Annotated in this window: 24 protein-coding genes; 1 reads left to right on the plus strand and 23 read right to left on the minus strand. The window is 59.1% G+C overall.

Annotated elements, in window-relative coordinates; genetic code table 11:
• Positions 1-199: 199 nt before the first annotated feature.
• The 4 genes from MTP36_RS14055 to MTP36_RS14070 form a co-directional block, all read right to left on the minus strand.
• Positions 200-754: a Fe-S-containing hydro-lyase gene (locus MTP36_RS14055; protein WP_249251459.1), complete on the minus strand. Its 555-nt coding sequence runs from the start codon at positions 752-754 to the stop codon at positions 200-202.
• 13 nt (positions 755-767) lie between these two features.
• Positions 768-1,607, minus strand: coding sequence for a fumarate hydratase (locus tag MTP36_RS14060; protein WP_055186876.1), 840 nt, complete (start codon positions 1,605-1,607; stop codon positions 768-770).
• A 15-nt stretch (positions 1,608-1,622) separates the two neighbouring features.
• On the minus strand, positions 1,623-2,795 hold the full coding sequence (locus tag MTP36_RS14065) for an NAD(P)-dependent malic enzyme (RefSeq protein ID WP_112090919.1): 1,173 nt from the start codon (positions 2,793-2,795) through the stop codon (positions 1,623-1,625).
• A gap of 165 nt (positions 2,796-2,960) precedes the next feature.
• The gene (locus MTP36_RS14070; protein WP_249251460.1) at positions 2,961-3,098 is read right to left on the minus strand and encodes a hypothetical protein; all 138 of its coding nucleotides are present in this window, start codon (positions 3,096-3,098) and stop codon (positions 2,961-2,963) included.
• Positions 3,099-3,174: 76 nt separating this feature from the next.
• Here MTP36_RS14070 and MTP36_RS14075 point away from each other — a divergent pair, with 76 nt between their 5' ends.
• On the plus strand, positions 3,175-4,338 hold the full coding sequence (locus MTP36_RS14075) for a trigger factor (RefSeq protein ID WP_249251462.1): 1,164 nt from the start codon (positions 3,175-3,177) through the stop codon (positions 4,336-4,338).
• Between the two features lie 661 nt (positions 4,339-4,999).
• On the opposite strand, the gene pgsA is transcribed toward MTP36_RS14075, so the two are convergent.
• The 19 genes from pgsA to MTP36_RS14170 form a co-directional block, all read right to left on the minus strand.
• Positions 5,000-5,599 carry a CDP-diacylglycerol--glycerol-3-phosphate 3-phosphatidyltransferase gene (pgsA, locus tag MTP36_RS14080; RefSeq protein ID WP_249251464.1) on the minus strand — a complete coding sequence of 200 codons (600 nt, stop codon included), beginning with the start codon at positions 5,597-5,599 and terminating at the stop codon, positions 5,000-5,002.
• A 20-nt stretch (positions 5,600-5,619) separates the two neighbouring features.
• Positions 5,620-6,945: a 30S ribosomal protein S12 methylthiotransferase RimO gene (gene rimO, locus MTP36_RS14085; RefSeq protein WP_055187124.1), complete on the minus strand. Its 1,326-nt coding sequence runs from the start codon at positions 6,943-6,945 to the stop codon at positions 5,620-5,622.
• Between the two features lie 576 nt (positions 6,946-7,521).
• Positions 7,522-8,031 (minus strand): regulatory protein RecX, encoded by a 510-nt coding sequence (locus MTP36_RS14090; protein WP_249251466.1) that lies wholly within the window; start codon positions 8,029-8,031, stop codon positions 7,522-7,524.
• Positions 8,032-9,204: a recombinase RecA gene (gene recA / locus MTP36_RS14095; protein WP_117553723.1), complete on the minus strand. Its 1,173-nt coding sequence runs from the start codon at positions 9,202-9,204 to the stop codon at positions 8,032-8,034.
• A gap of 116 nt (positions 9,205-9,320) precedes the next feature.
• Complete coding sequence (locus MTP36_RS14100; RefSeq protein WP_249251468.1) at positions 9,321-10,292, minus strand: N5-glutamine methyltransferase family protein; 972 nt, start codon at positions 10,290-10,292, stop codon at positions 9,321-9,323.
• Positions 10,286-11,233, minus strand: coding sequence for a DUF1385 domain-containing protein (locus tag MTP36_RS14105; protein WP_097779119.1), 948 nt, complete (start codon positions 11,231-11,233; stop codon positions 10,286-10,288). Before MTP36_RS14105 ends, MTP36_RS14100 begins: the two co-directional genes overlap by 7 nt.
• Before the next feature lie 132 nt (positions 11,234-11,365).
• The gene (locus MTP36_RS14110) at positions 11,366-12,790 is read right to left on the minus strand and encodes a sensor histidine kinase (protein ID WP_249251472.1); all 1,425 of its coding nucleotides are present in this window, start codon (positions 12,788-12,790) and stop codon (positions 11,366-11,368) included.
• A gap of 90 nt (positions 12,791-12,880) precedes the next feature.
• The gene (locus tag MTP36_RS14115) at positions 12,881-13,585 is read right to left on the minus strand and encodes a response regulator transcription factor (protein WP_249251474.1); all 705 of its coding nucleotides are present in this window, start codon (positions 13,583-13,585) and stop codon (positions 12,881-12,883) included.
• 17 nt (positions 13,586-13,602) lie between these two features.
• Positions 13,603-14,916, minus strand: coding sequence for a hypothetical protein (locus MTP36_RS14120; RefSeq protein ID WP_249251476.1), 1,314 nt, complete (start codon positions 14,914-14,916; stop codon positions 13,603-13,605).
• 821 nt (positions 14,917-15,737) lie between these two features.
• Entirely contained in the window at positions 15,738-16,079 is a 342-nt protein-coding gene (gene rplQ / locus MTP36_RS14125) for a 50S ribosomal protein L17 (RefSeq protein ID WP_249251478.1), read from the minus strand.
• A 27-nt stretch (positions 16,080-16,106) separates the two neighbouring features.
• A complete protein-coding gene (locus tag MTP36_RS14130) occupies positions 16,107-17,063 on the minus strand; it encodes a DNA-directed RNA polymerase subunit alpha (RefSeq protein WP_015537248.1) in 957 nt (318 codons plus the stop codon).
• A 111-nt stretch (positions 17,064-17,174) separates the two neighbouring features.
• Entirely contained in the window at positions 17,175-17,777 is a 603-nt protein-coding gene (rpsD, locus tag MTP36_RS14135; RefSeq protein ID WP_005921823.1) for a 30S ribosomal protein S4, read from the minus strand.
• Between the two features lie 20 nt (positions 17,778-17,797).
• On the minus strand, positions 17,798-18,208 hold the full coding sequence (rpsK, locus tag MTP36_RS14140) for a 30S ribosomal protein S11 (protein WP_005921825.1): 411 nt from the start codon (positions 18,206-18,208) through the stop codon (positions 17,798-17,800).
• A gap of 14 nt (positions 18,209-18,222) precedes the next feature.
• Positions 18,223-18,594 (minus strand): 30S ribosomal protein S13, encoded by a 372-nt coding sequence (gene rpsM / locus MTP36_RS14145; RefSeq protein ID WP_005921827.1) that lies wholly within the window; start codon positions 18,592-18,594, stop codon positions 18,223-18,225.
• A gap of 82 nt (positions 18,595-18,676) precedes the next feature.
• Positions 18,677-18,790, minus strand: coding sequence for a 50S ribosomal protein L36 (gene rpmJ / locus MTP36_RS14150; protein ID WP_005921832.1), 114 nt, complete (start codon positions 18,788-18,790; stop codon positions 18,677-18,679).
• Positions 18,791-18,825: 35 nt separating this feature from the next.
• On the minus strand, positions 18,826-19,077 hold the full coding sequence (infA, locus tag MTP36_RS14155; RefSeq protein WP_005937979.1) for a translation initiation factor IF-1: 252 nt from the start codon (positions 19,075-19,077) through the stop codon (positions 18,826-18,828).
• Between the two features lie 34 nt (positions 19,078-19,111).
• On the minus strand, positions 19,112-19,342 hold the full coding sequence (locus tag MTP36_RS14160) for a hypothetical protein (RefSeq protein WP_249251480.1): 231 nt from the start codon (positions 19,340-19,342) through the stop codon (positions 19,112-19,114).
• Positions 19,343-19,977: 635 nt separating this feature from the next.
• A complete protein-coding gene (map, locus tag MTP36_RS14165; protein ID WP_005921840.1) occupies positions 19,978-20,769 on the minus strand; it encodes a type I methionyl aminopeptidase in 792 nt (263 codons plus the stop codon).
• A gap of 2 nt (positions 20,770-20,771) precedes the next feature.
• On the minus strand, positions 20,772-21,404 hold the full coding sequence (locus MTP36_RS14170; protein ID WP_005921841.1) for an adenylate kinase: 633 nt from the start codon (positions 21,402-21,404) through the stop codon (positions 20,772-20,774).
• Between the last annotated feature and the right edge of the window lie 63 nt (positions 21,405-21,467).

Genomic DNA, 21,467 nt, shown 5'->3' on the forward strand with positions numbered 1-21,467 from the left:
CGGCCTCCTGCCTTATTCCCTCTGGGGGGATTTTTCCGACAGGGTATGTGTACCCTCTGTCGTATGTTAAAGGATATCACACTTTTGCGGATGATGCAAGCAATTCACGGCAAGTTTGGTTAAGCTAACCATATTTTTCTGCACAGAACTGCTGTTTTGCCGGTTTTACACCGTCCCTGTTTTGTGCAAAGGGTGCAATTTACAGCGCAGCCAGATAGGCCGCAGGGCCAGTCTCGTACAGGTCGCCGCCGTGGGCGTCCAGCACAACGGTCAGGGGCATATCCTGCACGGTCAGGCGGCGCACCGCCTCACAGCTCAAGTCCGGCCATGCGATCACTTCCAGCGTCTGCACGCTTTTTGCCATCAGCGCACCGGCGCCGCCCAGCGCAGCCAGATATACCGCGCCGTTGCGCACCACAGCTGCCTTGACGGCGGCGTCCCGCTTGCCCTTGCCGATCATGATCTTGTTGCCAAGATCCAGCAGCCGGGGGCTCATGGCATCCATGCGTCCGCTGGTGGTGGGCCCTGCCGAGCCGATGACCTCGCCCGGGCGCTCCGGGGTGGGGCCTACATAATAGATGGCGCTGCCTTCCAGATCAAAAGGCAGGGTCTCGCCCTTGTCCAGTGCCTCCATCATCCGCTTGTGTGCCTGATCCCGGGCGGTGTACACCACGCCGGAAAGCAGCACGGTATCCCCCGCTTTCAGCGGGGCCAGCTCCTGCGCGGTGCAGGGGGTAGTCAGTCTGTATTCCATTCTTCTCCCCTCCTTACAGCTCCGCGCTGGCGCGGCGGGTCACATGACAGGAAACATTCACAGCCACCGGCAGCCCCGCCACATGGGTGGGCATCTGCTCAATGGCAAGGCCAAGACAGGTGGTCTTGCCGCCAAAGCCCTGCGGGCCGATGCCCAGTGCATTGATGGCGGTAAGCAGCTCCTGCTCCAGTTGGGCGTAGTAGGGGTCGGGGTTGGGGATATCCAGCGGACGCAGCAGCGCCTTTTTGGCAAGATACGCCACCTTGTCAAAGCTGCCGCCCACGCCGATGCCCAGCACGATGGGCGGGCAAGGGTTGGAGCCAGCCAGCTTTACGGTATCCACCACGAACTTTTTAAAGCCCTCCACGCCGTCGGCGGGCTTGAGCATCTGGATGCGGCTCATGTTCTCGCTGCCAAAGCCCTTGGGTGCCACCGTAATGCGGCAGCCCTCGCCGTCCACCAGATGCACTGTGATGGCCGCCGGGGTGTTATCGCCGGTGTTGCCCCGGCGCAGCGGGTCGGCCACGATGCTTTTGCGCAGGTAGCCGTCCGTATAGCCCCGGCGCACGCCCTCGTGGATGGCGGCTTCAAAGCTGCCGTCAATGTGCACATCCGTGCCCAGCTCCACGAACACACAGGCCATGCCGGTGTCCTGACAGATGGGCAGGTCTTTCTCCTTTGCAGCGCCAAGGTTCGACCACAGCAGGTCTAATGTGTTCTTTGCCAGCGGCCACGGCTCTTCTTCCCGTGCCTTTTCCAGCGCTGCCTGCACGTCCTGCGGCAGCTGAGTGTTGGCTTTAATGCAGAGCCGCGCCACCGTATCCGTAATGCTCTGTGCGGAGATCGTTCTCATGCCTGTGTCCTCCGCTTACAACCGTGCCACGCCGGTCTCGCGGGCAGCCTTTGCCACGGCATTTGCCACAGCCTCGGCCACGCGGGGATCGAACGCGCCGGGGATGATGTTCTCCTCGCTGCGGTCGGCATCGGTGATGAGGTCTGCAATGGCGTAGGCAGCAGCCAGCTTCATCTCATTGTTGATATCCCGGGCGCGGACGCTGAGCGCGCCCTTGAACAGGCCGGGGAAGCACAGCACGTTGTTGACCTGATTGGGGAAGTCGCTGCGGCCGGTAGCCATTACGCGCACGCCGCCCGCCTTGGCTTCATCCGGCATGATCTCCGGGGTGGGGTTTGCCATGGCAAAGACGATGGCGTCCTTGTTCATGGTCTTGCACAGCTCGGTGGTCAGGATGCCGGGGCGGGACACACCGATGAACACATCAGCGCCCTCCAGCGCTTCCTTCAGGCCGCCCTTGATCTGGCGGGGGTTGGTCACCTCGCCCAGCCAGTTCTTGTGTGCTTCGGCGCTGTTGCAGCCCTTGTACAGGGTGCCAAACTGATCCACCGCCACGATGTCCTTGGCACCAGCGGTCATGAGCATCTTGATGATGGCGGTACCGGCAGCGCCGGGGCCGTTCAGGACGATGTGCACGTCCTCCATCTTCTTATTCACCACGCGCAGGGCGTTGATGAGGGCAGCAGTGACCACGATGGCGGTGCCGTGCTGGTCATCGTGGAACACGGGGATGTCCAGCTCCCGCTCCAGGGTCTCCTCGATCTCGAAGCACTCGGGGCTCTTGATATCCTCCAGATTGATGCCGCCAAAGGTGGGCGCAATAGCCTTGCAGGCTGCAATAACGCTGGCAGCGTCGTGGGCGTCGATACAGATGGGGAAGGCATCCACGCCGCCGAACTCCTTGAACAGCACGGCCTTTCCCTCCATGACCGGCAGACCGGCTTCCGGGCCGATATCGCCCAAGCCCAGCACGGCGGTGCCGTTGGAGACAACGGCTACCATGTTGCCCTTGAAGGTGTACTTATACACATCGTCGGGGTTTTCCTTGATCTTGCGGCAGGGCTCGGCCACACCGGGGGTGTAGGCGGTGGACAGGTCGTCACGGGTAGCGACCTCCACCTTGCTCACGATGCCCACCTTTCCCTTGTGGGTCTCGTGCATTTCCAGAGCTGCTTTATTGTAATCCATTTAACTTTCCTCCGTTACGGTTCGCATCCTCGCCCTCTCTCAGTGGACAAGCCTCCCTCCATGAGGGAGGTGGCATCGCGCAGCGATGACGGAAGGAGGAACTCCTCCAGTCTCGCATACGCTCGACAGCCCCCTCAGTGAGGGAGCCTTATGTTCCGGGAAGGCTCACTTATTTTTATTGTAACAGAACCGTCCGGGTATTTCCACCGGTTTTGCGGCATTTCCCGCCTCAAAGCGGGCAAAAGTGATACCTGTGCCGGGCAGCATTTGTGGAATTTTCGCAAAAATCTTTTCTTTTCGCATTTTTCCGTTATAATAGGATGGTATGATATTTGCATTCTCCGTGAAAACGGTCTGCTATTTTTAGGAGGTATCTCTTTTGAAACGCATTACCAAGATCCTGTTGTGTGTGCTGTGCGCGGTGGCTGCTGTGCTGTGCGTAGCTGCGGCCTGCTTTATGCTGCTCAAAAAGCAGGGCAGCACCACGGCATCCTCTGCCGCATCCGGCGCAAGCGTGTCCATCTACGGCAAGGTGTCGGATTTCGACTACGCCAGCTTCGATTATTCGGAGGGGCTGGACGATAACGGCCACTGGACCGGCATCCGCGCACTGGACTATGTGACGTTGCCGGAGGATGTATCCGCGCTGCCGCTCTCCAAGGCCGATATCGAGCCCACCGAGACAGAAATCCAGACTCAGATCGACACTTTGCTGAACCAGTACGCCACCACCCAGAACATCACCGACCGGGCAGCCCAGAGCGGCGACACCGTAAACATCGACTATTCCGGCGCGGTAGATGGCGTAGCCTTTACCGGCGGCACCGCCACCGGCTATGACCTGACGCTGGGCAGCCATACCTTTATTGACGGCTTCGAGGATCAGATCATCGGCCACAACATCGGCGACACCTTTGATGTGACTGTTACCTTCCCGGAGGGCTACGGCGACTCCACCGACGCCGAGGGCAACACCATCACCCTCAGCGGTAAGGAAGCCGTGTTCAGCGTGACCCTGAACGCCATCACCCAGAGCGTTGTGCCCACCCTGACCGACGAGTGGGTGGAGACCAATTTTGCCGCCAGCGACGACCTGCACACCGCAGACGCCCTGCGCCAGTACTTTGACCGTGCCTTGTACGCCAACAATCTGGATAACGCCGCGATGGACTATCTGCTCACGAACTCCACCTTTAAAGATGTCCCCACCCAGATCACGGGCTACTACATCCGGATGTTCCTGAACTACCACTCTCAGCTTGCTACCAAGTACGGCATGGAGCTGGACGCCTACGCACAGGCCAAGGGCTACGCCGATGCCGACGCGATGCTGGCAGATTCCGATGCCTACTTTGAGCATCTGGCCAAGCAGGATCTGGTCTTTCAGGCCATTGCGGAGCAGCTGGACATCACCCCCACACAGGAGCAGATCGACAGCGCCAACAGCTCCTACGCCGACACCTACGGCGCACAGCGCAGTATGCTGAACGCTTTGCAGCTGGCGGTGCTGGACAAGGTGGAGGAAAGCGCAGTGCTTTCCTGACAATGCACCTGCCGGGGCGTGAACGTTTTTAATGCGCTCCGCGTTGCTCTGCGCATAAATAGCGGAAAAATTATTTTTAATAGAGCAATGCCGGAGCGTCTGCGGACGCTCCGGCATTGCATTTTCACGAGAGGGGGCGTAGAGGAAAACGACAGCTGCCGCGCCGCTTTCTGCGAAAGCGCGGCGCGGCGGGGGAAAGTTTTTTGCAGACTTTCAGCGGGCTGAACTCCCTCAGTCAAAGCCTGACGGCTTTGACAGCTCCATCTGGGAGGGAGCCTTTGGCATGGCGAGAAAGTTTCCGACTAAAGCACAAAGCTTGCGGGTGGAAACGCTCCCCTTGGGGGAGCTGTCGCGCAGCGACTGAGGGGCTTCAAATCGGCGGAGCCGGAAAAAACGGTTAAAAGATCTTCACGCCGAACAGGCGTGAATCTTCAGTTTTTTCCGGTGTAGCCCTCCCCTTTGGGGTTAAAAGGGGCGAGCAGCCCCTTTTTCGTGGCTCCAGCGCGTCGAAATCGCTGGCACTTTTCTGGTTCTCTTTTGGTGTCAAAAGAGAACATCCCCGGCTACCACCTGCTACCCCTGCGGAGCGCATTCCAAATCGTCCCACACAGTCAAAAGGCCGCTGCACGGTGAGTGCAGCGGCCTTTGGTTTTCCACATTTTTACTTTGCGGTGTTGATAAAGCTGCGGTTGTCCCACAGGTACTTGATGCCGGAAATGGCGGTCACAGCGGCCACCAGCCAGCACAGGGCGATAGAGACCACCACCACGATGGAAACACTGTCCACCGTACCGCGGTAGCTCAGGGCAGTGCCGAAGAAGTAGAAGATGATGCTCAGCATCTGCAGCACGGTCTTGACCTTGCCCCACATGTTGGCGGCGATGACCTTGCCGTCCTTGGCGCCGGCGGCCACCATGCGCAGGCCGGACACTGCAAACTCGCGCGCCAGAATGATGCACAGCACCACGGGGCTGCACACGCCGTCCCGCAGCATGTAGATGAAGGCCACCGTGGTCAGCAGCTTATCGGCCAGCGGGTCGGCAAATTTGCCGAAATCGGTGACCATGTTCCACTTGCGTGCCAGATGGCCGTCCAGATAGTCGGTAAAACTGGCAGCAGCGAACACGATACCGGCCAGCAGGTAGAAGGTGGGGTTGAAAGTGCCGTCTACGATGCCGTCCAGACCGGTCAGGGACACAAAGATCATGAACACCGGCACCAGAATAATGCGGGTCAGGGTAAGTTTATTGGGCAGATTCATAGATTTTATCCTCCAATTCGTTATTTTACGACTGTACCATACAGATCGTAAAGGTCGCTATCCTCTACCAGCACATCATAGAACTGGCCGGGGTACAGCGGTTCCTCGCTGGAAACGCAGACGCAGCCGTCCACCTCCGGCGCATCGCCGGTGGTGCGGCAGAGGTACAGGCCGTTTTCCTCGTCGATGCCGTCACACAGAACGTGCACGGTCTGGCCTACCTTTTCGGCCTGCTTCTGCGCCATGATGCCGGTCTGGATCTGCATCACCAGCTCGGCACGCTTGTCCTTGACCTCCTGCTCGATCTGGCCGTCCATCCGTGCTGCCACGGTGTTTTCCTCGGCAGAGTAGGCAAAGCAGCCCAGACGGTCGAACTGCACTTCCTTGACAAAGTTGCACAGATCCTCGAACTGCTCCTCGGTCTCGCCGGGGAAGCCCGCGATCAGGGTTGTGCGCAGGGTGATGCCGGGGATCTCGCGGCGCAGCTTGCCGATCACCTCCAGCAGCTCCGCACGGGTGGAGCGGCGGTTCATGTTCTTCAGGATGGTATCGTTGCAGTGCTGGATGGGCAGGTCAAGGTAGGGCACCACCTTCTCGTTGCGCTTCATGGCGGCGATGAATTCATCGGTGATGCGCTCCGGGTAGGCGTACATGATGCGGATCCATTCCAGCCCCGGCACCTTGTTCAGCTTGTCCAGCAGCTCACAGATGCTGCCGGGCTTGCCCCAGTCCTCGCCGTAGGCGGTGGGGTCCTGTGCCACAACAATAAGCTCCTTCACGCCTTCACCGGCCAGCCAGCGGGCCTCGGCAACGCAGTCGGCCATATCGCGGCTGTGCAGCGGGCCACGGATGCCCGGGATAGCGCAGTAGTGGCAGCGGTTGTTGCAGCCCTCGGCGATCTTTAAGTACGCATAATGGGCGGGCGTGCCGATGACGCGCTTGCCGCCCAGCGGGAAGTCCTTTTTGGCGCCGTAGCTTTCCAGATGGTTCTCCCCATGGAACAGCCGCTCCACGATGGTATCAATGGCCTTGTTGGAGGCACAGCCTACAACGGCGTCCACCTCGGGGATCTCTTCCTCGATCTGGCTGCGGTAGCGCTCGGCAAGGCAGCCGGTAACGATGACCTTCAGGTTCGGGTTCTGCTGCTTATAAGCGCAGGCTTCCAGAATGTTTTCAATGGCTTCGGTCTTGGCGCTCTCGATAAAGCCGCAGGTGTTCACAAGAATGACATCGGCTTCGGCCAGATCAGCCACAGTCTCGTGCCCGGCAGACAGCAGGATGTGCACCATCACATCCAGATCCACCTGATTCTTCGGGCAGCCAAGGGAAATACACGCAATTTTCATAAGGGATGATACTCTCTTTCTCTTTTGAGGGATGCTTTTGAATTTTTACGATTTAAGGATTTAAAATGCGCTCCGCGTTCGCTTTGCGCATAGTCAGCGGAAGAACTATTTTAAATTTTGGGGTTCAGAAACGCCTGCGGGCGTTTCTGAACCCCATTTTCACGGATGGGGTCATAACGGAAAACGGCATTTGCAGCGCCGCTTTCTGCGAAAGCATGGCGCTGCGGGCGAGCGCTTGCTCCCCCTTGGGGGAGCTGTCGAGCGTAGCGAGACTGAGGGGCTATAAATGGAGAAGCGAAAAAAGCGTTAAAGCGATAGCGCCGACTGGCGCAGCGCTAGCTTTTTTTGTGCTTCGACTTCTTCTTTAGGATTGTCAAGGGCGTGCAGCCCTTGACCCGTTGCGGGGTGGGTGGAGTCCAGAGGTAGGGAGGGGGGAATCGGAACACCCCTCCCTACCTCTGGCCCAGCGGAGCGTCTTTGCACGCTGAAAACAAGCAGAAAGTCACCCCGCGGAGCGCAATGCACTTTTCCGGTTCTCTTTTGGTGTCAAAAGAGAACATCTCCCGTCTACTGCCTCTACCCTTCCTCCTCCACCCTGCGGATGGCTTCTTTGATGACGGGGTAGGCAAAGCCGCGGCGCTGCAACGCGGCCACCACAAGGTCGCGGCGGCCGATGGCCAGCTTTTTGCGGTAGCGGCTGTCCACCAGCGCGGCGGCGGCCTCCAGCTCCGGGTCGTCGCCGCCGTCCTCCGGGGCGTAGACTGCTTCCAGCGCGCCCGCTACCTCGGCGGGGGCAAGCCCCTTCTGGCGCAGGCTCTGGGCGGCGGCGCGGCGGCTTTTGCGGGCAGCCAGCAGACTGTGTGCCCGTGCCTCGGCGTAGCGGGCATCGTTCACATAGTCCAGCTGCACCATCTCCGCCACAGCGGCGGCAGCGGCCTGTTCGGTATAGCGGCGGCACAGCCGCTCATACAGCATATTGGCAGAGACCTCCTGCCCGGCCAGCGTTTCCAGGGCGCTGGCCCGCGCCTTGACGGGGTCGGCGCACTTTTCCGCATCCGGGCGGGGTCGACGGCGGTAGAAGGCCATTTAGTCCTCCACCATGATGTCCAGCTCGCTCTCGCTGCTGCGGGTGGGAGCCTTGACCACCGGCTCCTTTGCGGCGGCGGGCTCGGCGGGCTTCTCCACTGCGGCGGCGCGGCCTGCCGGGCGGCGGGTGGCGTACAGCTTATCAGCGTTGGCGCGGATCTGCCCCTCAATGTCATTGGCGATCTCGGGGTTATCCTTTAAGAACTGCTTGGCGTTGTCGCGGCCCTGACCCAGACGGATATCGCCGTAGTTGAACCATGCGCCGCTCTTCTGCACGATACCCAGCTTGACGCCCACATCGATAAGCTCGCTCATTTTGGAGATGCCCTCGCCGAACATGATATCGAACTCGGCCTCACGGAACGGCGGAGCCACCTTGTTCTTGACGATCTTGGCACGGGTGTGGTTGCCGATAAACTGGCCGGAGGAGTCCTTCAGGCCCTCCACGCGGCGGATGTCGATACGCACCGAGGCGTAGTACTTCAGGGCACGGCCGCCGGTGGTCACCTCCGGGTTGCCGTACATGACGCCCACCTTCTCACGCAGCTGGTTGATGAACACGCAGACCGTGTTGGTCTTGCCGATGACGCTGGTCAGTTTACGCATGGCCTGACTCATCAGACGTGCCTGCAAGCCCACATGGCTGTCGCCCATCTCGCCCTCGATCTCGGCGCGGGGCACCATAGCGGCCACCGAGTCCACTACGATGGCATCAATGGCACCGGAGCGCACCAGCGCTTCGCAGATCTCCATGGCCTGCTCGCCGGTATCCGGCTGGCTGACCAGCAGGTTGTTGATATCCACGCCCAGTGCCTCGGCATAGGTGGGGTCCAGTGCGTGCTCAACGTCGATAAAGGCCACCTCGCCGCCCTTCTTCTGGGCTTCGGCAAGGATATGCAGTGCCAGCGTGGTCTTACCGCTGGATTCCGGGCCGTACACCTCGATGATGCGGCCGCGCGGCACACCGCCCACGCCCAGCGCCAGATCCAGCCCCAGACTGCCGGTGGAAATGGCATCCACCTGCATGGAGGCGTTGTCGCCCAGCTTCATGACGGCGCCCTTGCCGAACTGCTTTTCGATCTGCGCCAGCGCCGTAGCCAGCGCGTCCTTCTTGGCTTCCGGCTCGGTCTTTTGGGTGGCCGGTGCAACGTTGTTGTTCTGATTTTTTGCCATAGCCTGCTGCTCCTTTTATCCTTTGCGCCCGCAGAGGGCGGGCTGTGCTTCGCTTTCCTTCTTAGTATAACACAAAATCAAAATATTACAACAAGAAGTTGTTTGTTTTTTCCAATTTATTTTGGGCGGCGGGCAGTCACGCAGCGGTCGTTGCCGCCAAAGTCCTGAATGCAGCGGATGTCTGCCCAGCCGTACTCCGCCAGCAGGGCGGTTACAGCTTCCCGCTGCTGCCAGCCGATCTCCAGCACCAGCGCCCCGCCGGGGCACAGCGCATTTTTGTAGTGCTGCGCCAGCGCACGGTAGAACACAAGGCCGTCCTCCCCGGCTTCCAGCGCCATGGCAGGCTCCTGTGCCACCTCAGGCTGCAGCTGCTCCATCTCTGCGGCGGTCAGGTAGGGCGGGTTGGAGACGATGAGCTCCAGCTGCCCCTCCGGCAGGGTTTCCCAGTAGGTGAACAGGTCTGCCTGCACCGGCTGCACCGCGTAGGCGGGCTTTTGGTTTGCCCGCAGCGCGTTCAGCGCCGGGCCCCAATCAAAAGCAGGGGCATTTGCCTGCTCAAGGGCAGAGGGTTCCAGCACATTCTCGGTCTGTCTGCCCTGTCCGCTCAACGCGCAGCGGGCGTTCTTTTCCAGATAGGCAAAGGCCGCAGGGCTTTTTTCCACGCAGGTCACCTGCGCGGCGGGGCAGAAGCGCTTGACCCCCAGCCCCAGACAGCCTGTGCCGGCGCACAGGTCCAGCACCCGGGGCGCGGCGATACCCACAAGGGTCTCGGCGGCGGCCTGCGCCACCACCTCGGTGTCCGCCCGGGGGCAGAGCACCCCGGGGCCCACCGCCAGCTCAAAATCTAAAAAGCTCCAGCTGCCGCAGAGGTATTGCAGCGGCTCCCGCGCGGCGCGGCGGGTGCAGAGGGATTCCAGCCCCGCCGCCTGCTCTGCGGTCAGCGGACGGTCGGAAAGGCGCACGTCCCGCCCGGTCGCCAGCCGGAACAGCTCCCGCGCGTCAAAGTCCGCGTCCGGGCAGCCTGCGGCGGTCAGCCGCTGCTCCACCTCCCGCACCGCTGCGCGGGGGAGCATTGCTTCGCTTACCATTTGCCCTCCTCCGGGGTCTCGGGCAGCACGGGGGTAACGGCTGCAATGGCCACCTCGATCATGCTGTCATCCGGCTCAAAGACGGTGAGATGCTGCACCCAGATGCCCGGCTGCCGGATGATGCGGGTGGCAATATTGTCCGACCGGCCGCACCACTTGAGCAGCTCATAGCTGATGCCCATGACCAGCGGCAGCAGCAGCAGCTTGCACACCACCCGCAGACCAATACTGCCCCACGGCAGCACACTGTACAGGAACACGCTGACGATGACTACCAGAATGAGGAAGCTGGTGCCGCAGCGGGGGTGGAAGCGGGTGTACTTGCGCACGTTCTCCACGGTCAGCGGGTCGCCCGCCTCGTAGCAGGCAATGGTCTTGTGCTCTGCACCGTGGTACTCAAACACGCGGTGGATCTCCTTCATTTTAGAGATGCCCACCATATAGGTCAGGAAGATGGCTACCTTCAGCACGGCTTCCAGCACCACCTTGCCCCAGCGCCCCAGCGGCAGCAGACGGTTCACCCCGCCCACAAGGAAGGTGGGCAGCACGGTGAACAGCAAAATCGCCAGCAGACCGCCCAGCACCGCCGCCACGGTCATCAGCGCGTTCTCGGCTTTTTCGCCCAGATGCTCCCCCACCCATTTTTCAAAGGCAGTCTCCTCCTCGGCGGGGTCGTAGTCGTCCCCCATGCTCACCTGTGCCGAGTACATCATGTAGCGGTAGCCCACGATCATGCTTTCGATCATGGCAATGGCACCGCGCACCAGCGGGATCTTCGTCCATACCCCGTGGGTGGGGGTGGGGTCGAGCTTGGTCTCAATGGTGCCGTCCGGCTTGCGTACGGCGCAGCACATCTGTTTAGGGCCGCGCATCATGATGCCTTCCATCAGTGCCTGCCCGCCTACGCTGGTCTTAAAGCGTTCCTTTTTAGGTTGATTCATTGGTTTCTCCCGATATCCGCCCCTGCCGCTTGCGGCAAAGGACGGTCTTTTTTATATTTTATCCGGGGCCTATCCCCGAGCAAAGCTCATTTTAGCACACAAATGTGACAAAATCTGTGTTTTGGGCGTTTCTCATGCCTTGTGGTACAGCGGCAGACCCAGCGTGACCACCGTGCCGCGCCCGAGGGTGCTTTTGATATCCAGCGTGCCGTCCAGTGCGGTCATGATGGAATCCACCAGCGCCAGACCGATGCCGCTGCCACGCACCGAGTTGCTGCCCTTGTAGAACTTGGTCTTTACGTTTTCCAGATCCTCCGGCGGGATGCCGCGTCCCTGATCGATGATCTCCACAAAGGCCTTGTACTCCCCTGCCCACAGCTTGACCGTAATACGCCCGCCGGGGGCAGAGTACTTGATGGCATTGTCCAGAATATTGATGAACACCTGCCGCAGACGATCCGGGTCGGCGTAGACAGGGATCATCTCCTCCGGCTCGGTGTAGTGGAGCAGCAGTCCCTCCTGCCGGATGCGCGCCTCGCAGAAGAGTACCGCATCGGTCAGCTCTGCCACCAAGTCCAGCGGGCGGCACTCCATGCGGATGCGTCCGTTCTGCAGGCGGCTGAAATCCAGCAGCTCCTCTACCATATTGTTCAGCCGCCCGGTCTCGTTATTGATGATCTCCAGTCCCTTGCGATAGTTCTCGTCCGTGGGGTCGTCCAGTGTCATCAGGGTCTCCACCCAGCCCCGGATGGAGGTAAGCGGGGTGCGCAGCTCGTGGGACACCGAACTGATGAACTCGTTCTTCATCTTCTCGGTCTCTTCCAGACCCTCAGCCATCTGGTTGATGGTGCCGCGCAGCCGATCCACCTCATCATGGGGGTCGCCGGTCAGGGGCAGACGCACATCCAGCTCGCCCCGGGCGATGCCGGCAGCGGTGCGTTCCACCTGCCCCAGCGGCACCACGATGCCCCGCACGAAGTACAGCCCGGACATGATCGTAAACAGCAAGATCGCAATTGCAATGAATACACTGATGATGATGGCGTTTTTGACCTGCCGCTCCACCAGCGCTAGGCTGGTGACCAGCCGCAGCGCGGCCACGTCCTCGGCGTCGTAGGGCACCAGCGAGCAGGCCGCCATGACTACCTCACCAGACTGGGTGCGGTACACCGCCACGCCCAGACCGTCCGGGCCGTTGAGCGCCTGTTCAAAGTCCTTACTGCTGACGATGCCCTCCGCGTCTGTACCGCTGGAGGAGGCAATGACGCCGCCGTAGCTGTCCAGCAGCATGAACTCGTATTTGTCCTTATCGGCAAACTGTTCCACCATGCGCCGTAGCGCCAGACTGCGGCTGGCAGCGGCGCTCTGGGCGGTATCGCCGGTATACATTTTCAGCTGACCGGTCACCGAGGAGAACCGCCGGTACATGATCTGCTGCACACTGCTGTAATAGCCCCGGGTATAGCTGTACAGGAACATTACCTCGGCCAGCAACACCACCAGTACGGTGATCAGCAGGTTGCCCCGCAGCCAGCGGCGGGTGATACCGCTTCGCATAACAGTGTCCTCCTTTCGGTGAGTATCGATAATAAAAAAATATTTTTTTGTGATTCAGGAAAGTCCGTAGGACTTTTCTGAATCACATTTTTATTCTTCCCACCGGTAGCCGTAGCCCCACACGGTCATGATGTGGGTGGGGTGACTGGGCTCGTCCTCCACCTTCATGCGCAGGCGGCGGATGTTCACATCCACGATCTTTACGTCGCCGAAGTAGTTCTCGCCCCAGACCCCTTTCAGGATCTTTTCACGCACCAGCGCGGTGCCCGGGTTGCGGAAGAACAGCTCCATGATCTGGAACTCCACCTGTGTCAACTCAATGGGCTGACCGGCCTTCAGCAGAACGCGGCGGTTCTCGTCCAGCACAAAGTCGCCGCTGGTCAAAGTGCCCAGCGGGGTATTCTCCCGGCTCTCCCCTTCCTTGGTGCGGGTGACTCGGCGGCACAGCGCCTCCACCCGCGCCAGCAGCTCGCTGACGCTGAAAGGCTTGGTCATGTAATCGTCTGCGCCGATGGACAGGCCGCGGATCTTATCCTGCTCCTGTCCCTTGGCGCTGAGGATGATGATACCGATCTGCTGGTCGGTGCGGCGGATGGTCTCGCACAGCGAGAACCCGTTCATGCCCGGCAGCATCACGTCCAGAATTGCGGCATCACAGCCGGGTTTCTGTGCCAGCAGCGGCAGAGCGGCTTCGGCGCTTTCGGCCTCCACTACCTCCATCCCCGCATGGCGCAGGTTCAGGGCGATCATATCGCGGATATTGGCTTCATCTTCTACAACAAGCACTCGTACCATGCAGCATCCTCCATTCCTTAATTCAGCAGATACAACGCCTTGGAAAGGCGGTAGTTCGTGTCAGATAGCAAAACGTCCGGACCCATTTTGGCCTGCACCTGACGGGACGCTACCACGCCCAGCCGGGTCCAGCCGGTGGAGTTGGCCGAGGTCCTTGCCAGCCGTACCGTCAGCACCAGCTGATTCTCGTCCACCGTGCGCAGCTCCACTGCGCCGTCATATTCCTCGCTGTCGGCCAGTTTCAGATTGCCCTCCCACTCAGCGGGCAGTTCGATATAGCAGTTGGTCTCTTCGTCCAGCAGGCCAAAGCTTTTTTCCGGGTGGCTGCTGGTGTAGTCCATCCAGACGATAAAGTCCATGCGGCGGCTCTGGCTCAGGTTCAGCAGACCCGCCTCGTCCGGCTGGGTGGGGATCTCCACGATGCCGTCCCCGTCCAGGTCTCGGCTGACCAGCGTGGGCACGTTGCGCAGAGAAGCATTATACAGCCGCTGGCTGCTGATCCGTGTGGCGGGCACCATCTGCTGGCTAGTCTCGTCGTAGCACAGCAGCACCGAGGCCAGATTGTTGCCGGAAATGCCAGTCCAGCCGTCCAGCACCAGATAGTGCCGTCCGTCCGCGCCCGCGCCCGCCGCCACCGAGGCGCAGCCGGAGAACTTATCCGCGGAAAGGCCGTTGACCGTCACCTGCCGGAAGCTGCCCTTGCGGTCTGCGGTCAGCAGCTCGATCTGCACGCTGCCGTCCTCCTGTGTGGACATCAGGATCAGATCCTGACTGCCGCCGCCGGTGATATTTTCCACCAGATACTGCTCATACTGCTGCTCCAGAATAGTGGACAGGGTGCCGTCCTGATAGGAGTACACCGCCAGATAGTGATCATTCTGGGCGGCGGTATAGCCCACAACCAGCTGGCAGCTGTCTGTATCCTGCAATTGGGCAAGGCTGACGTTCTCCACCGTTTCGGCAAGGCCTTCCACGCTCTGGCGCACCTGCCAGCTTCCGGCATCGTCTCGCTGCAAAATGGCTACGCAGACGTTGGCGGTCTGGGCGGTGGTATACAGCACCGCCGCGTCCTGCTGACCATCGCCGTCCAAGTCCTGCAGCACAAAGGGAGAAAGCAGCTCGCCCTGAATGGGATATTTCAGCTGGGCGCTCTCCCCCAGCCAGTCGTTCAGGGCAGTTTGCAGCGCGCCGTAATCGCCGGAAAGTTTCGGGGCACGCAGCAGTTCCTCTACCTGTGCCTTTTCGTTGGCCGGCAGCACGGTCTGGCAGCTGCACAGCACAAAGCACAGCAGCGTGCACAGCACCAGCCGCAGCCTGTGGGTTCTGTTCATACCGGTCAACCTCCTTCCGGGCATAAAATGCTATTTTCAGTATACCACACTTTGCGGACACAAAAAAGGGGGTGGGCATATCTGGCGCTTACGCGTGGGACGATTTTGAATGGCCTCCGCTTGCGCTCTGGCCATATTCAACGGAAAGATTATTTTTAATAGAGCAATGCCGGAGCGTCTGCGGACGCTCCGGCATTGCATTTTCACGGGTGGGGTCGTGGAGGGAAACGGCATTTGCAGCGCCGCTTTCTGCGAAAGCGCGGCGCGGCGGGGAAATTTGCGGCAGGCTCTCAACAGGCTGAACTCCCTCAGTCAAAACCTGACGGTTTTGACAGCTCCCTCTGAGAGGGAGCCTTTGGCATAGCGGGAAGGTTTCCGGCTCAAGTGCAAAGTTTGCGGGCGTGCCCGCTCCCCCGGGGGGGGCTGTCGCGCAGCGACTGAGGGGCTATAGATGGAGAAGCGAAAAAAGCGTTAAAGCGATAGCGCCGACTGGCGCAGCGCTAGCTTTTTTGTGCTTCGACTTCTTCTTTAGGATTGTCAAGGGCGTGCAGCCCTTGACCTGTTGCGGGGTGGGTGGAGTCCAGAGGTAGGGAGGGGGGAATCGGAACACCCCTCCCTACCTCTGGCCCAGCGGAGCGTCTTTGCACGCTGAAAACAAGCAGAAAGTCACCCCGCGGAGCGCAATGCACTTTTCCGGTTCTCTTTTGGTGTCAAAAGAGAACATCCCACGCACTTTTGCAATAAATTGCAAAAAAAGAAACCACTGCACAAAAGCTGTGCAATGGTTTCTTTGGTTACTGTATCAAACAGTCAGAGCAGGATCAGACGAGCTCCAGAACTGCCATCTCAGCTGCATCGCCGCGGCGAGCGCCGATCTTGATGATGCGGGTGTAGCCGCCGTTGCGGTCAGCGTACTTGGGGCTGATCTCGTCAAACAGCTTCTTTGCAACATCTTCCTTGGTGATGTAGGCGTAGATCTGACGCTTGGTGTGCAGGTCGCTGGCCTTGCCAAGGCTGATCATCTTCTCGGCCATGGAACGAACGTCCTTAGCGCGAGTGACAGTGGTCTCAATCTTGCCATTCTCTAACAGGTAGGTAACCATAGCGCGCATCATAGCGTTGCGGCTGTCGCTGGTTCTACCGAGCTTTCTGGTACCGGGCATCCCGTTTCACTCCTTAAATTATTTTAGTTATTCGTCATCCGTGTTCAGCTTGAAGCCAAGGGAGTCCAGCTTAGCCATGACTTCCTCCAGGCTCTTGCGACCGAGGTTACGGACCTTCATCATCTCGTCCTCGCTCTTGCTGACCAGATCTTCCACCGTGTTGATGCCTGCGCGCTTCAGGCAGTTGAAGGAACGCACGCTCAGATCCAGCTCTTCGATGGTCATCTCCAGAGCCTTCTCCTTGTCGTCGTTGGTCTTTTCTACCATGATCTCAGCGCCGGCGGCCTCGTCCGACAGGTTGACGAACAGGTTCAGGTGCTCGGTCAGCACACGGGCAGCCAGAGAAACGGCTTCCTGTGCGTTGATCGTGCCATCCGTCCAAACCTCAATGGTCAGCTTGTCGTAATCAATGGCCTGTCCAACACGGGTGCTCTCGACGTTATAATTCACCTTGAGCACAGGGGTGTAAATGCTGTCAACGGGAAGGGTGTTGATATCGTTCTTCTCGATGATAGCCTGTTTGTTGCGCTCTGCGGGCACATAGCCGCGACCCTTGTCGAAAGTCAGCTCCATAACGAGCTTGGCACCCTCGCCCAGAGTTGCAATGTGCCACTCAGGGTTCAGAATTTCGATGTCGTCGCCCTGCTTGATGTTGTCAGCAGTGACCTCACAGGGACCAACTGCCTCAACACGCACTGTCTTCGGACCATCGGTGTACAGCTTTGCAGCGATACCCTTCAGGTTCAGGACAATTTCGGTAACGTCTTCCTTGACGCCCTCAATGGTGGAGAACTCGTGGACCACACCGTCAATCTTGACGCTGGTCACGGCGACACCGGGCAGAGAGGAAAGAAGCACACGACGCAGGCTATTGCCCAGTGTGATGCCAAAGCCACGCTCCAGAGGTTCTGCCACGAATTTGCCGTAGCGACCGTCCGGGGACAGGCTTGCCGTTTCGATCTTGGGACGTTCAATCTCCATCATATCTATGCCCTCCTTGTCAAACCGGTGTTTCCACCGGCCCATTATTGAATTCTTTCAAAAAAGAATGCGAAAGCGTGCCATCCAAAAGGAAGGCAGTGCCTTCTTAATGGATTACTTGGAGTACAGCTCGACGATGAGGTGCTCTGCGACTTCGTAGTCGATATCGCTGCGCTCGGGCAGCTTAGCGACAACGCCCTTCAGAGAACCGGTCTCGCGGTTCAGCCATGCGGGCAGAGCCACAACGGGAGCCTCGGCACCGGTCAGCTTTGCAAACTTTGCAGAGCTGCGGCTGGACTCGCGCACTTCGATCACATCGCCGGCCTTCACCTGGTAAGAGGGGATGTTGACCTTCTTGCCGTTGACGGTGAAGTGAGCGTGAGACACCAGCTGACGAGCGTCGCGGCGGGTCTGAGCAAAGCCCAGACGGAACACGACGTTGTCCAGACGGCACTCCATGATCTGCAGCAGGTTCTCACCGGTCTTGCCGGGGCGGGACTCTGCCTTCAGGTAAGCGTTGTGGAACTGCTTCTCCAGAACGCCGTAAATGAACTTGACCTTCTGCTTCTCCTTCAGCTGAGATGCGTACTCAGACTGCTTCTTGCGGACGTTGCCGTTGGAGTTGCGGGTGGTATTCTTCTTTGCATAGCCCATGACCGCAGGAGAAATGCCCAGGGCCTTGCAACGCTTTGCGATAGGCTGCGTATTCTTTGCCATAATTCAATTTCCTCCTTCGATCAGACACGACGGCGCTTCGGGGGACGGCAGCCGTTGTGGGGGATGGGAGTCACGTCCTTGATCAGGGTGACTTCCAGACCGGTAGCCTGCAGCGCACGGATAGCGGACTCGCGGCCAGCGCCGGGGCCCTTGACGTAAACTTCAACAGTCTTCATGCCGTGCTCGATGGCAGTCTTAGCTGCGGTCTCGGCAGCGGACTGAGCTGCGAACGGGGTGCTCTTGCGGCTGCCACGGAAGTTCAGGGAGCCGGAGGAGCACCAAGACACTGCATTACCCTGCAGGTCGGTGATGGTAACGACAGTATTGTTGAAGGTAGACTGGATGTGAGCCTGACCAGCAGCAATGTTCTTGCGCTCTTTCCGCTTCATGCGGACATTTGCGCCCTTCTTGGCGTTATTTGCACTTGCCATTTCTCAAATCCTCCTTACTTCTTCTTGTTTGCGACAGTGCGCTTGGGACCCTTGCAGGTACGAGCATTGGTCTTGGTGCGCTGGCCGCGGCAGGGCAGATTCTTGCGATGGCGGGTGCCACGGAAGGACTGGATCTCGACCAGACGCTTGATGTCCAGAGCCACGTTGCGGCGCAGGTCGCCTTCAACGAGGATGTTTGCCTGATCGATGTAGTCACGGATCTTAGCCTCTTCGTCCAGAGTCAGATCCTTGACGCGGGTATCGGGGTTGATGCCAGTTGCTTCCAGGATCTTGTTAGCAGTGGTCTGGCCGATACCATAAACGTAGGTGAGACCCACCTGAACGCGCTTCTCGCGGGGCAGGTCAACGCCGGCAATACGTGCCATAGTAGTTTCCTCCAAAAATCATCCCATGTCAGTGTCGGGGTCTGCGCCGGGACTCTACGCACTTGACCCCCAGGCGCCCGAATTAGCCCTGGCGCTGCTTGTGCTTGGGGTTCTGGCAGATGACCATCACGCGGCCTTTGCGGCGGATGACCTTGCACTTTTCGCAGATGGGTTTCACGGAAGGCTTGACCTTCATGATGTTGAACCTCCTTTTGGTTGATGCCCTGACGCTTATTTGGAGCGCCAGGTGATGCGGCCCTTAGAAAGATCATAGGGCGACATTTCCACGGTTACCTTGTCCCCGGGCAGGATACGGATGAAATTGGTCCGCAGCTTGCCGGAGATGTGCGCTAAGAGGATGTGACCGCTGGGAGTGAGCTTCCCGGTGTTCTTATCCTCGCTCAACATTTCCACCTTAAAGATGGCGTTGGGCATGGCTTCACGCACAATGCCTTCGATCTCGATGACGTCTTCTTTAGACAAGCTATTTGCCTCCTCATTGGATCTGCTCAGTTTGTCATAATTGAGCACCGGTGCTCCCGCTCCAAAAAACAGAAAGCACTGCATTCTTCCGTGCCTGCGCCCGTTTTTGTGCAGTTTGCCGCTTCTCTTTCGGGGAGCTTTCACGCCGATTCCCAGACGGACAGGTGGCGATGAGCGCCACATACTTCATCTCCTGCGGCACAAAATCCGCAAAACGGGCAGACTGAGCCTGTCCGTCGAGGAAGTATCTGGCTTCCACAGCCATTTATAGATTATACACCTTTTGTTGTCAATTTGCAAGAGGTTTTTTCCGTATTTCCGATAAAAAATTATTCTGTATAAAAGCTCTTTTCCGTCCCGTCCTCCTTTCGCGGTTCTCCACCGCGAAGGTGAAACTTTTTCACGAAAACTTGTCACAATTGCACAAATTGCAGGGTGGAGGAGCGGAAAAGGCAGTCTGCTGTTTCTCCGCAGACAGCCTTTTGGGGCAAACAAAACGATTTAAAATGCCCTCCGCTGTGCTCTGGGCATAAATAGCGGTACGATTATTTTTATTTTTGCGTTTGTCGCACTCTGCGGAGTGCTCCAAACGCATTTTCACGCAGAGGGGTCGTAAAGGGAAAATGGTTACATACCGGTTCAGCCTGCTGAAGGCTGGCAGAAGGTTTTCCTGCAGCACCGCACTTTCGCAGAAAGTGGCGCTGCAAATGCTGTTTTTCTCCACGACCCCACCTGTGAAAATGGGATATCGGAACGCCCGCAGGCGTTCCGATATCCCGAAATTTAAAATAATTCTTCCGCTAAACATGGCTAGAGCACAGCGGAAGCCATTCAAAATCGTCCTTCTAGCAAAAGAAGCCGCCGCACATCGTCTGTGCAGCGGCTCCTTTTAATGGTTGCTTACTTCAAGCTGAAGGTGGCCGGGTCAAAATCCGGGTCATCCCAGCTGCGGGTCATGATCTCGGTGCGGTCCTTCAGGATGGCGATGGAGTGCTCAAAGTGAGCAGCCAGCCCGCCGTCCTTGGTCTTGACAGTCCAGCCGTCGCTGAGCTGCTTGATCTTGTAGTCGCCCTGACAGATCATCGGCTCAATGGCAATGGTCATGCCGGGCACCAGACGGGGCCCGCGGCCCTGATGGCCGTAGTTGGGCACCTCGGGGTCCTCGTGCAGTTCCTTGCCGGTGCCGTGACCCACAAAGTCACGCACCACAGAGAAGCCCGCGTCCTCGCAGTAGCTCTGCACGGCGTAGCCGATATCACCGATGCGGTTGCCCGCCACGGCCTGCCCGATGCCCTTGTACAGAGAAGCCTTGGTCACCTCCAGCAGGCGCTGGGCTTCCAAGTCCACCTTGCCCACCGCGTAGGTGCAGGCGTTGTCGCCGTTGAAGCCATCCACCTTGGCACCGGTGTCGATGCTCACGATGTCACCCGGGCGGATGACGATATCATGAGAGGGGATGCCGTGGATGACGGTATCGTTCAGGCTGATGCAGGCTGTGCCGGGAAAACCGTACAGACCCTTGAAGTTGGGGATGCCGCCGTGCTTCACGATGAAGTCGTAGATCAGCTTGTCCAGCTCCCAAGTGGTCATGCCTGCTTCGATGTGCTCTCCGCCGTACTTCAGGGCAGCTGCGCTCAGGGCGTTTGCCCGGCGCATACCGTCCAGCTCTTTTGCATTTTTGATCTGAATCACGCTTATGCCTCCAAAGCCTTCATGACTTCAGCCGTAGTCTCCTCGATGGAGGGGCAGAACTTGATCTCTGCCAGCTTGCCGCGGGTGCGGTAGAACTCCACCAGCGGCTCGGTCTGCTCATGGTAGGCTTTCAAACGATCCAGCACGGTTGCGGGCTGGTCGTCCTTGCGGATGACGGTCTTGCCGCCGCACAGGTCGCAGACGCCCTCCACCTTGCTCTTCTTGTTCAGGATGTGGTAGCTTGCGCCACACTTCTCGCAGACGCGGCGGCCGCTCATGCGCTCCACGATCACGCTGTCCTCAACCTGCAGTTCCAGCACCTTGTCGATGCGGATGCCCATGGTCTCGATGGCCTCTGCCTGCGCAATGGTGCGGGGCACGCCGTCCAGAATGAAGCCGTTGGCGCAGTCAGCCTGTGCCAGACGCTCCTTCAGGATGCCGATGATGACTTCATCGGGCACCAGTGCACCGGCGTCCATAAAGCTCTTGGCCTTCAGACCCATCTCGGTGCCCTCCTTGACAGCAGCACGCAGGATGTTGCCGGTGCTGATGGAAGGGATGTTCAGCTTTGCGCAGATGATCTCGGCCTGCGTGCCTTTGCCTGCGCCGGGTGCGCCCAACAGGATCAGATTCATAGGATCGCTTCCTTTCTTATATGTCACATGATAGAAACATACCGTACAAAAGCAAAAAAGCAC

Origin of the sequence: Faecalibacterium sp. I4-1-79 (genome assembly GCF_023347235.1) — a bacterium.
GTDB classification, from domain to species: Bacteria; Bacillota; Clostridia; order Oscillospirales; family Ruminococcaceae; genus Faecalibacterium; species Faecalibacterium tardum.